The organism is Streptomyces mayonensis (genome assembly GCF_018982965.1).
Classification (GTDB): Bacteria; Actinomycetota; Actinomycetes; order Streptomycetales; family Streptomycetaceae; genus Streptomyces; species Streptomyces mayonensis.
Window position 1 is genome coordinate 21048 of the sequence record NZ_JACBYP010000094.1, and the last position, 11239, is coordinate 32286.

Here is an 11239-nt window from a genome sequence, read left to right on the forward strand (position 1 = left end):
GACCTCAGCCGTAGGAGAGGTCGGAGCAGGGGTCCGCGTCGGCCGTACGGGCGTCGTCGGCCGGCGCCCCGGACGCCTCGCCGCCCTGCCCGGCCTGCCCGCCCCGCTTCCCGGACGCCTCGCCGGTGTCGTCGCCGGTGTAGTCGTCGCCGAGCAGGAGGACGAGGCCGTCCTCGTCGACGGACTCCAGACCGGCGTCCGGGAAGAGTCCGGCGAGCGTCTCCGCGTCGTCCTTCCGGCCGGGCCCGTACTGGATCACCGTGGTGGCGTGGCCGGGTCGGTCCGCGTTGCCGGTCGCCGTGACGGTGAAGCCGCTCTCCTCCAGCGTCCCGGCGGCACGGGCGGCCAGTCCGGTGGTGCCGGTGCCGTTGCGGACGACGACGTCGATGCCCTCCCCCGACACCTCGGTCCCGCCCTTGCCCTCGTCGTCCTTGCCGGTGCCGGTGCCGGTGCCGTTGTCCTCGTCCTTGTCGCCCTCCGCGTCGGCCGGAGCGCGGTCGTCCTTGAGCGAGGCCCACAGGTCGCCGGCGTCCGGTTCGACGACGGCGACCCGGCTGCCCTCGTAGCGCCACGGGATGGTGACGAACCGGGTGTTGTGCAGGTCGACGTTCTTGAGCGACATGGCGAACTTCAGCAGCTTGTCGGCCGAACCCAGCCCCGGATCGACCGTCAGGGAGTCGGTCGCCGCCTCGGCCAGCGGCAGCAGCTTGGTCGGGGTGAAGCCGTCGTCCTTGATCTTCTTCAGCAGGCCGGACATGAACGCCTGCTGCCGTTTGATGCGCCCGATGTCGGAGCCGTCGCCGATGCCGTGCCGGATGCGTACGTAGTCCAGTGCCCGCTGCCCGGAGACGTTCTGCTTGCCCTTGTCGAAGAGCTTCTTGCCGCGGGTGGCGCGGTTCGGGTTGAGGTCGCGCTGGTAGAGGTCCTGGGGCAGGCACACCTCGACGCCGCCGACGACGTCCGTGAGCGAGGCGAAGCCCTTGAAGTCGACGACCACGGTGTGGTCCACCCGCAGCCCGGAGAGCTTCTCCACGGTGTTCTGGGTGCAGGCGGGATTGCCCTCGGCGGTCTGCCCGACCGAGTAGGCGGCGTTGAACATCGTGTCGGACTGCTCCTCGGTCCACGTACCGTCGGGCAGCCTGCACGGCGGGATGGTCACGAGGGTGTCGCGGGGGATGGACACCGCGACGGCGTGCCGGTGGTCGGCGTAGACGTGCAGCAGGAAGGCGGTGTCCGAGCGGCCGACGTCACCCTTGTCGCCGCCGCCCAGGTCGGAGTTGCCGCCGGTACGCGCGTCCGAGCCGATGACGAGGACGTTCTCGCCCTTCGACGCGGCGGCGTCGGGACGGTCGTCGGAGATGCCGTCCGCGCTGAAGGTGTCGATGTTGCCGGTCAGCCGCAGGTACAGCCAGCCGACCCCGGCCGTCGCCAGCACGATCAGCGACAGGGATATCGCCAGGGCCGGCCGCAGCCTGCCACGCCTGCGACGCCGGCCGGAGCGCCGGTGCCCGGCGCGTCGTGGGGGAGTCGCCTGCTGGTCCGTGGTGGTCATGGGCGCGCCTCTACTCATAGTTGTATAGTTGCGCAATATAGCAATCGAAGGTTGCGGCCGGCCGAGCCGTCACGGCTCGAGAGCGAAGCGCGGAAGAAGCCGGAAGAAGCACGGATGAAGCCCGAAAGTTGCACGGAAGGAGGGGCTGATGCTCCGGAACGGACTGGAACCCTGGCACCTGCTCGTCGTGGCGATCGTGTTCGTCGTGCTGTTCGGCTCGAAGAAGCTGCCCGACATGGCGCGTTCGCTCGGCAAGTCGGCCCGCATCCTGAAGAGCGAGGCCGCGGCCATGAAGTCCGACGGCGGACCGACCGCTGGGCCCGACGGCGGACCGGCCGTGCGGCCCGGTGGTGGCGAGGTGGCGGGGGCCGCCGGGGCCGCCCCCGACGGCGACCGGTGAGGCCTGGGCCGGCCCTACCGGTTGTTCGTCGCCTGGCGGGTCCGCCGGCCCAGCAGCTCGGCCAGTCCGCGGCGCGTGGCCGCCAGCACCACCCGGTCCCGGCCCCGCAGGACGTACGTGTCCGGCAGGTCCCACAGCAGCCGCGACTCCCGGGCCCCTTCCCCGCCCGTCCCGCTGCCCGTACCGCCGCCCGCGCCGCGGTCGGCGTCGTCCTGCTCCCCGTCGGAGACCTCCAGGGCCAGCACCCGCCACGCCCCCGCACGGAACGCCTCCCCGACCGTCCTGCCCTCCAGTTGCGGATGCCCTGCCACCTCGACCGCCGCGAACAGCAGCACGCGCCGCTCGACGGGGATCGCGCCCAGGATCTGCCGGCCCATCATCGCCCCGGCGAAGGACGGCGCCGCCAGGTGCGTCACGCTGCGGCTCCGGGTGAGCGCGTCGGGATGCGCGGCGCGCAGGGTGCGGTACACGGCGGTCGCGAAGTCGTCGTCGTACAGGCGCAGGACCACCCGCAGCCGGGACCGTACGGAGCGGGCGTACAGCACCGCCTCCAGGTTGGTCGTGTCCACGCTGGTCAGCGCGAGCAGCGAGTGCGCGCGGTGGATCTTGGCGGCCTCCAGGACGCCCTCCTCGGTGACGTCCCCGAGCACCACCGGCACCCGCAGCCGCCGCGCCGTGGCCATGCCGCGCGCCTCGGGGTCGGCCTCGACGCACACCACGGGGATGTCCAGTTCCCGCAGCCGGGTCAGCACCCGCGTGCCGATCTTGCCGAGGCCGAGCAGGACGACGTGCCCGCCGAGTCCGCGGGGCGGCTTGCGCAGGGTGGACGCCGTACGGAAGGTGCCCAGCGCCTCCAGGACGGCCGCCAGCAGGACCGGCAGCAGCAGCAACCCGACGAACCCGGAGAGCAGTTGCAGGATCTGCGCACCCCGGTCCTCTTCGAGGGCGGGCTCGTTGATGGCGAACAGGTCGAGCAGCGTCACGTAGGTGGCGTGCAGCGGATGGTCGCCGGAGACCACCATCAGCGCCACGGCCAGCGCGACCACGCACGCCGCCAGGCCGGCCAGCGACCACCGCAGGCGCCGCGAGAACAGCTCGCCGAACGGCGGCACACCGGCCCGTGCCGCGGGCAGCGGCGGCCCGGAGTACGACACCTGCTCCAGCGTCACCGTCCCCCGCCCGGTGGCCGCCTCCACCGCCGCGGCGTCCGGCAGCAGTTGCGGCCCGTGCTCCCCGCTGTCCTCCGAACCGTCCGCCCCCGCCGGGTCGTTGCTCGTCGCGGACAGCAGGGCAAGGGTGCCGAGGCCCGGGGGCGTCACCTGGCCGGGGCGCGGCGGATCGCGCTCCACGGCCCGCAGCAGCAGCCCGTCCGTCTCCACGACCTTGCTGGTGCCGACGAGCGCGGTGGCCGCCAGCGCGGGCGCGGCCGTGTCCGCGTCGGACAGCACCGTCGTCGAACCCTCGCCCCCGCCGGGTCCGGCGGACCGCCCGCCGTCCGTCGCCAACGCGGCGCTCTGGTCGAGGAGTTCCTCGATGTGCTGGCCCAGGCGCCGGTTGTACAGGCGCAGGACCAGCCGCAGTCCGGGATTGAGGCGGCGGGCGGTCAGCGCGGCCCGGATGTTCGTCTCGTCGTCGTCGTACACGAGGGCCAGCGCTCCGGCCCGGTCCACGCCGGCCTCCGCGAGCACGTCCTCGGTCGGTTCGGTGGCCTCCAGTTCGCGGCCGGGGTCGGCCTGGTCGCCGTTGCCGCCGCGGCTGACGGCCGCGGTGACGATGTCCCGCAGCGCCGCCGACGCCGCGCGGGCCCGCCCCACCACCGGCTGGTGCACCCTGCCCCCGGTGGGCGGGACGACGAGTGTGACCTGCTCGCGGTAGACGCCGCGCAGTTCGGCGGCCAGCCGGTGTGCGAGGCCGTCGTCGCCGCACACCACCATGTGCGGGTAACCGTCGCCCGGCGGAACCTGGTTCGGAACGCTCCCCGTATGAGTCCCCATTTGAGGAATGACAGTACAGGCGCCCGGCGTGGTTCCAAGAGCGCCCGCAGTGTGTCCGGAGGGCGTCCGCGGAGAGCGAGGGCGGCATCAAAGACGCGTAAAGGTTGCCGGAGATCGGCAATGACGTGGTATGGCGCCGCGTGTGAGGATGTGACTCACCGAAGCTCGGCGATCAGGCGGGAGGGGGAAGCGCGCATGGCCTGGTTTCTCGGGCTTGGCATCACGGGGGTCGTGCTGCTCGCCCTGTCGCTGGTCTTCGGCGGAGTGCTGGAAGGCGTCTTCGACGGGGTGCTGGACGGCGTTCTGGAGGGGTGGCTGTCGCTGCCGGTCGTCGCGGGGTTCACGGCGATGACCGGCTTCGGTGGGGCCATCGCCCTCGGTACCGGTTGGACGGGCCCCGCGGGTGCCGCCGGGGTCGGCGCGGCCGCCGGGGTGGGGGCCGGCTGGCTGACGTACCGGTTCAGCCGCGCGCTGATGCGCGACCAGACGGCCGTCACGCCCAGCACGGACGACCTGCTCGGCACCGCGGGCAAGGTGGTGACCGCCATCCCGGCCGACGGCTACGGCGAGGTCCTCCTCCGACTGGCCGGACAGCCTCTGAAGTGCGCGGCGCGCAGTGCGGTGCCGGTGGCGCGGGGCGTCGAGGTGTGGGTCGAGTCGGTGCCGACGGGCACGTCGGTCGTGGTCCGTCCGGTGGAGCGCTGAGCTTCCGCCGAAGAGGCCCGGCCGACCCCGAAAGCCGTGCTCAACCCAAAATTGTTTCTTATCCGTGAGTGAGCCTGTTTCTCACTTCTGTTGGTTCTGTTCTGGTTCTGTTCTCTCTGTGTGATTCGGGGGCGTAGTCAATGAGTCCTGTGGTCATCGCGGTGGTGGGAGTCGTCGTACTCCTGGTGCTGCTGGCGCTGGTGGTGGTCACCCGTTACAAGGTGGCGGGTCCCAGCGAGGCGTTCATCGTCACCGGGCGGCGTGGGAAGAAGTCCACCGACCCGGAGACCGGCCGGGTGTTCACCGACAACAGCGGCCAGAAGGTCGTGGTCGGCGGCGGCGTGTTCGTCGTGCCGTTCGTGCAGCAGCGGTTCACGCTGGACCTCTCCTCGCGGCACATCCCGGTCGCCGTGCGCGGCGCGGTGACGCTGCGCGGCGTCAAGGCCAACCTGGAAGGCGTCGCGATCGTCAAGGTCGGCGGCACGGAGGACGCGATCCGTGCCGCCGCGCAGCGGTTCCTGATGCAGCAGGACGGCATCGTCGGCTTCACCCAGGAGGTGCTGTCCGGCGCGCTGCGCGCGATCGTCGGCCGGATGTCCGTGGAGGACGTCATCCGCGACCGGGCGGCGTTCGCCGGCCAGGTCGCCGAGGAGGCGGAGGCGAGCCTGTCCGGGCAGGGCCTGGTGCTCGACGCCTTCCAGATCCAGGACATCACCACCGAGGGCTCCTACCTCGAGGACCTCGGCCGTCCCGAGGCGGCCCGCGCCAAGCAGGAGGCGGACATCGCGGAGGCGGTGGCCCGGCGGGCCGCCGAGCAGGCGCGGCTGAAGGCGGAGGAGGAGATCGCGGTCGCGCAGCGGACCCTCTACCTGAAGCAGGCCGAGATCAAGGCCGAGACCGACAAGGCCGAGGCCGGCGCCAACGCCTCCGGTCCCCTCGCCGAGGCGGCCCGGCAGCAGGACATCCTCGCCGAGCAGGAGAAGGTCGCCGAGCGGCAGGCCGCGCTGAAGGACCGTCAGCTCGACACCGAGGTGCGCAAGCCCGCCGACGCCAAGCGGTACGCGGCCGAACAGGAGGCGGAGGCCCGCCGGGTGGCCCGGGTGAAGGAGGCGGAGGCCGAGCGCGCCGCCGGGATCGCCGCCGCCCAGGCCGAGGCCGAGCGCGCCCGGCTCACCGGTGAGGGCGAGAAGCAGCGCCGTGGCGCGCTGGCGGACGCCGTACGCCTCGAGGGCGATGCGGAGGCCGCGGCGATCGGCGTCAAGGGCGCCGCCGAGGCCGAGGCGATGCAGAAGAAGGCCGACGCCTTCGACCGGTACGGCGACGCGGCCGTGCTGCAGATGCTGGTCGAGGTGCTGCCCCAGGTGGTGGCCAAGGCGTCCGAGCCGCTCGGGGCCGTGGACAAGATGACGGTCATCTCGACGGACGGCGCGAGCCGGCTGTCCCGCACGGTCGCCGACAACGTGGCGCAGGGCATGGAACTGCTGACCTCGACCACGGGCGTCGACCTGGCGTCCCTGCTCAAGGGCATCACGGCGAAGGGCGACGCACCCGCCGGGACGGCAGGGACGGCTGGGACGGCCGCGGTGGCCATCGAGGACGGGCGCGACGGGCGCGACGGGCGCGACGGGAGTGACTCGCGGGACGAGCGCGACGGACGCGACGGACGCAACGGCAAGGTGGAGATCACGGACTGACGGTGCCGGTGCCGGTGTCTGTACCGATGCCGGAGTCTGTACAGGCGCCGCTGTCCGTACCGGTGCCGGTACCGGCGCCAATGGGGGCGCCGGACCGCTTCGGGCGGCGCCCCGGCGTTCCGCGCGGCGGCCCGCTCAGATCTCCTGCGCGGGCCAGCCGAGCAGCCGGGACCCGATGACCGCGGTCTGCAGCGTGTAGCGGTGCACCGGGTCGGCGGGATCGGCCCCGGTGAGCTGGTGGATGCGGTCCAGCCGGTAGGTCAGCGCCCGCACGCTGAGCGACAGCCGCCGTGCGGCCTCGGCCGAGACGCAGCCCGAGTCGAAGTACACCTCCAGCGTCTCCAGCAGCGGCTCGGCACCGCCGCGCGCCTCGCGCAGCGGACCCAGCACACTGAGCACCAGGTCGGACATCGCCTGCCGGTCCCGGGCCAGCACCGGGTAGACCAGCATGTCGGCGGCGCGCACCACGGGCTCGTCCAGCTCCAGCCGGCCGGCCAGTTCCAGGGTGCTCAGCGCCTCCTCGTAGCTGTGCACCACGCCGCCCGCACCGGTTTGGGGCCGCCCGACCGCCACCCGGCCGCCGTCCGTCGCGGCGTACGCCTGCTTGGCGAAGAAGGCGAGGATCTCCTCCTCGTCGCCGGGGGCGATGCAGACCAGCTGCCCGTTCTTGGTGGTGAGCAGGATGCGCCGGTCGCCGAACCGGGAGATCAGCGCCGTCTCCACGACCCGGGTGACCGGGTCCGTGTCGTCGTACGCCTCGGGTCCCTCGGCCACCGCGACGGCGTGGGCGTGGGAGAGGACGAGGCCGAAGCGCTCGGCCCGTTCGGCGAGACGCCCGAGGTCGCTGCGCCCGTAGAGCAGGTCGTCGATGAACTCCCGCCGCGCGGCCTCCTCCTGCCGTACGGCGAGCCGCTGCGCGCGTTCGTACCCCTCGGCGAAGGCGTCCACGGCCTGGGCGACGGCGGCCAGCACGCTGTCCGTGGTGCCGTCGGCGGTGCCCGACGTCCCCTCCGCGCCCCCGGGCCACGACGTGCGGGTGGCGTCCAGGTGCAGCCGTACGAGACTGCGCAGGCTGTGTCCCGACTCCGCCGCCTGCTCGCCGGAGAGCCGCCGTCCCTCCAACTCGTCGCGGGTCAGCCGGCGTCCGGTGCCGGCGACGCCCGCCAGGATCTCGGCGTACCCCGTCAGATACGTCTCCCGCTGCTCCGTCTGCAGGTCCGTCACCCCGCCTCCCCTGCCGTTCACGCCCCGTGCGCGGTGTCCGGCAACGTGAGGGTAGTAAACGCTGCCGGAAACCGGCAACGCGCGGGGGCCGGGTCAGGCCCTATCGTCCGTTGCCGGCCGTATGCCCTCCGTGGCGAGGAGCTGTTCCGCCTGCTCCTTGGTGACCTGCTGCTCGGCGCCGCAGAAGGTGCACTGCGTCGTGTACTTCGTGGAGAACGGGAACAGCGGCACGAAGAACAGCGTGAACTTCGAGACGCGCTTGCGCAGGGCGTGCGCGGCGGGGTTCCCGCACCGGCCGCACACCAGCGTGAGCATCGCGAGCTGGTAGAGGTACCCCTTGGTACCGAAGATGATCATGAGGCGGGTCCTTCCGGTTCGGCCCCCCGCGGGAGCCTGTCCCCTGCCTGCCCCGCCTGCCCTGCCTGCCCCGCCTCCCAGCGCAGCAGGTCTCCCGGCTGGCACTCGAGTACGTCGCAGAGTGCGGCGAGCGTCGTGAACCGCACCGCCCGGGCGCGGCCGTTCTTGAGTACCGCCAGGTTGGCGGGGGTGATGCCCACGCGCTCCGCGAGTTCACCCACGGACATCTTGCGCTTCGCCAGCATCACATCGATGTCGACGACAATCGGCACCGCTCCGCGCTCCTTCCTCGCCCGGGTCCCTGCCCGGGCCCTTGCCCGGGAAAGGTTCCTGACCCGGGTCGTGCCTGTCGGCGACATCCATCGTCCTGCGATGTAAATCTATTGAGTATCGATAGGTGCGACAAGATCCAGGCAGGATCCGAACGTATCCCTACACGTCGGACGCCGCTGTATTTGGGCTCCGCCCCGGATGGTCCGCACCCCCCTCGACGGGCGAGGCTGGAGCCCACTCCCCTTACCCGGCCACGGCGGTCGCCGCGACCAGGTCACACCGGCCGCCACACGGTCGGCCGCGTCTGCGCGGCCCTGCCGCTCCCCCCTGGTGTGATCGTGACCGTCCCACCCCGCAAGGAGAGCACATGGCCCGCCCCACTGACCGCGTCGCCCAGCCAGGGCCCCGCGTCGGGAGGAGGACCCCATGCCCGTACCCGACGACCGCAGACTCAGCGAGATCGAGTCCCGTCTGCGCCGTGAGGACCCCCGCTTCGCCCAGGCCTTCGCCGACGGCCGCCCCTGCCGGCCGCGCGAGTACCGCTACCGCCGGGCCTGGCTGCTGCTCTCCGCCGCACTGGGCGCGCTGGCCACCGGCGTGGTGCTGGGCCACGGACTGCTCATCGCCGCCGGCCTGGTCTTCGCGGGGGTGGCGGGCGAACTCTTCGACCCGCACCGCCGCGAGCGCGGGAGACGGAGTCCGCCGTACGAGTCCTGAGCCACAGGGCTCTGAGCCACAGAGCCCCGGTTCGCCGAGCCCTGGTTCGCCGCATCCTGAGCCGCCGAGTCCTGAGCCGTGCCGCGGCGGGAAAGGGGCAGGCGATCCAGGCGGCCGCGAAGGCTGCACGGGTGACGGCTGCGAAGGCCGCACGGGTGGCGGCCGCGAAGGCCGCACGGGTGATCCGGGCGCCCGCGACGGGTGGCAACGGCACGCGTGGGCCGGTCCGGAGTCCGTTCGATGACCCTGACCGAGCTGTACCTGATGCTGCTGATCGGCGGCACCGTCCTGCTGGCCAGCATCGCCGCCGCCCGCGCCGCCCACCGCATCGGCCTGCCCAGCCTGCTGCTGTTCCTCTGCGTCGGCCTCGTCGCGGGCGAGGACGGCCTCGGCCTGCGCTTCGACGACGCGCAGCTCGCCCAGGCGCTCGGTGCCGCCGCCCTGGCGCTGATCCTGGTCGAGGGCGGCCTCACCACCCAGTGGAGCGACGTACGGCGTCTGCTGGCCCCCGCCGGTGTGCTGGCCACCGTGGGTGTGGCCATCTCCGTCGTGGTGACCGCGGCGGGCGCGCACTGGCTGCTGGGCATGGAGTGGCGCCTGGCCCTGCTGGTCGGCGCGATCGTCTCCTCCACCGACGCCGCCGCCGTCTTCGCCGTACTGCGCGCGCTGCCGCTGCCGCGGAAGGTGAGCGTGCTGGTGGAGGCCGAGTCCGGCTTCAACGACGCGCCGACCATCATCCTGGTCCTGCTCTTCTCCACCACCGCCGACCTGCCCGGCCCCGGGCCCGTCGTGGGCAACCTGCTCTACCAGCTCGTGGTCGGCGGCGTCCTGGGGGTGGTGATCGGCCGACTGGGGGTCGCGGCCCTGCGGCACATCGCGCTGCCCGCGACCGGCCTGTATCCGCTGGCCACGGTCGGTTTCGGCGTCGTCGCCTTCGCCGCCGCCGGTGCGCTGAACGCCAGCGGCATCATCGCCGCCTACCTCTCCGGCCTCGTCCTCGGCAACGCCAAGCTGCCCCACCGCGCCGCCACCCGCTCCTTCGCCGAGGGCGTGGGCTGGCTGGCCCAGATCGGCCTGTTCGTGATGCTCGGCCTGCTCGTCGACCCGTCCGAACTGCCCGCGGCCATCCTCCCCGCGCTGGTCGTGGGCCTGGTGCTGCTGCTGGTCGCCCGTCCGGTATCGGTCCTGCTCTGCCTGCTGCCGTTCCGTGTCCCGTGGCGCGAGCAGGTCTTCATCTCCTGGGCCGGTCTGCGCGGGGCGGTACCCATCGTGCTCACCACGTTCCCGGTGGTGGCCGGGGTGACCGGTGCGCGTGACGCCCTGAACATCGTGTTCGTCCTGGTCGTCCTGTTCACCCTGATCCAGGGTCCGACACTGCCCGCCGTCGCCCGCCGCATGGGCGTGACCCGTCCCGGCACGCTGCGCGAGGTCCAGGTCGAGACCGCACCGCTGGACGTCCTGGACGCCGACCTGCTCACGGTGTCCGTCCCGCCGGGCTCGCGCCTGCACGGCGTCACCGTCTTCGAACTGCGGCTGCCGCACCCGACCGTCGTCAGCCTGGTCGTCCGCGACGGCGTCAGCCTCGTGCCCGACCGGGACACCGTGCTGCGCGCCGGTGACGAACTGCTCCTCATCACCACGCCCGAGGTGCGGGAGGCGGCGGAACGCCGGCTGCGTGCCGTCGGCCGGCGCGGCAAACTCGCCCGCTGGCTGGGCGAACAGGGCGCCCCCGAGTCGGAGCCGTTGATCCCTGTTCCTGCCGAAAAGCGACACGATGCGTAATAAGTGATGCGGTAAACTTCTTTACCGAGCCGTGACGCTGTACTGAGCGGACGCTGAGCGCACGGGGCCTCAGTTCTCGCCCGACGCGCAAGGGCGCGAGCGCGCGAGGGTACGAAGAGACGGCGACGGTACGAGGAGACGGGGGGCGCGACATGCTGCGAACCACCCCACCCGTCGGCCCGGTGAGCGCCGTCCACCCCGTACGCATCGACAACACGGCCCGCGACAGCGTTCCCGAACCCGACCCGGCCTGACGCCCCCCGGCCGCCGCACGGCCCGCTGCCACATCAGTCAGCCCACCCCACCGCCGCGAGCGGCAGCATGCCGCCGAGCCGCGAGCTGCCGTGCCCGGCCGTTTCAGGCACTGCGGGCAGCCGTGCCTCCCCCAGTGCCTGAAACGGCCTGGGAGACGCCCTCGGGGCGGCACGGGTGGGCGCTGCGGCACCCCGCAACGCCGGGTCGCGCACCCACCTGCCCGCACCACGACGCCCCCCCCCCCCCCCCCCCCCCGCCCGCCCCCCCCCCCCCCCCCCAGTCTCTT

At 72.9% G+C, this 11239-nt stretch carries 10 protein-coding genes; 5 read left to right on the plus strand and 5 right to left on the minus strand.

The genetic code is table 11. The features are described 5' to 3' along the window. Window positions 1–4: 4 nt before the first annotated feature. Window positions 5–1552 carry an LCP family protein gene (locus HZS56_RS27990; RefSeq protein WP_216723573.1) on the minus strand — a complete coding sequence of 516 codons (1548 nt, stop codon included), beginning with the start codon at window positions 1550–1552 and terminating at the stop codon, window positions 5–7. Between the two features lie 148 nt (window positions 1553–1700). On the opposite strand from HZS56_RS27990, the gene tatA reads away from it, so the two are divergent. Next, window positions 1701–1952 carry a Sec-independent protein translocase subunit TatA gene (tatA, locus tag HZS56_RS27995; RefSeq protein WP_216723574.1) on the plus strand — a complete coding sequence of 84 codons (252 nt, stop codon included), beginning with the start codon at window positions 1701–1703 and terminating at the stop codon, window positions 1950–1952. Window positions 1953–1966: 14 nt separating this feature from the next. On the opposite strand, the gene HZS56_RS28000 is transcribed toward tatA, so the two are convergent. Next, window positions 1967–3886: an NAD-binding protein gene (locus HZS56_RS28000; RefSeq protein WP_216723584.1), complete on the minus strand. Its 1920-nt coding sequence runs from the start codon at window positions 3884–3886 to the stop codon at window positions 1967–1969. 255 nt (window positions 3887–4141) lie between these two features. Here HZS56_RS28000 and HZS56_RS28005 point away from each other — a divergent pair, with 255 nt between their 5' ends. Together HZS56_RS28005 and HZS56_RS28010 are read left to right on the plus strand one after the other, a co-directional pair. Beyond that, window positions 4142–4651 (plus strand): NfeD C-terminal domain-containing protein, encoded by a 510-nt coding sequence (locus tag HZS56_RS28005; RefSeq protein WP_216723575.1) that lies wholly within the window; start codon window positions 4142–4144, stop codon window positions 4649–4651. A gap of 140 nt (window positions 4652–4791) precedes the next feature. Further along, the gene (locus HZS56_RS28010; RefSeq protein WP_253915034.1) at window positions 4792–6345 is read left to right on the plus strand and encodes a flotillin family protein; all 1554 of its coding nucleotides are present in this window, start codon (window positions 4792–4794) and stop codon (window positions 6343–6345) included. A gap of 135 nt (window positions 6346–6480) precedes the next feature. On the opposite strand, the gene HZS56_RS28015 is transcribed toward HZS56_RS28010, so the two are convergent. The 3 genes from HZS56_RS28015 to HZS56_RS28025 form a co-directional block, all read right to left on the minus strand. Next, window positions 6481–7569 (minus strand): PucR family transcriptional regulator, encoded by a 1089-nt coding sequence (locus HZS56_RS28015; protein WP_216723576.1) that lies wholly within the window; start codon window positions 7567–7569, stop codon window positions 6481–6483. 93 nt (window positions 7570–7662) lie between these two features. Further along, window positions 7663–7926: a zinc-ribbon domain-containing protein gene (locus HZS56_RS28020; protein ID WP_216723577.1), complete on the minus strand. Its 264-nt coding sequence runs from the start codon at window positions 7924–7926 to the stop codon at window positions 7663–7665. Further along, entirely contained in the window at window positions 7923–8198 is a 276-nt protein-coding gene (locus HZS56_RS28025; protein ID WP_216723578.1) for a helix-turn-helix domain-containing protein, read from the minus strand. Before HZS56_RS28025 ends, HZS56_RS28020 begins: the two co-directional genes overlap by 4 nt. A 427-nt stretch (window positions 8199–8625) precedes the next feature. On the opposite strand from HZS56_RS28025, the gene HZS56_RS28030 reads away from it, so the two are divergent. Both HZS56_RS28030 and HZS56_RS28035 read left to right on the plus strand, forming a co-directional pair. Then, complete coding sequence (locus HZS56_RS28030; RefSeq protein ID WP_216723579.1) at window positions 8626–8916, plus strand: DUF3040 domain-containing protein; 291 nt, start codon at window positions 8626–8628, stop codon at window positions 8914–8916. A 240-nt stretch (window positions 8917–9156) separates the two neighbouring features. Beyond that, entirely contained in the window at window positions 9157–10698 is a 1542-nt protein-coding gene (locus HZS56_RS28035; protein WP_216723580.1) for a potassium/proton antiporter, read from the plus strand. Window positions 10699–11239 lie beyond the last annotated feature (541 nt).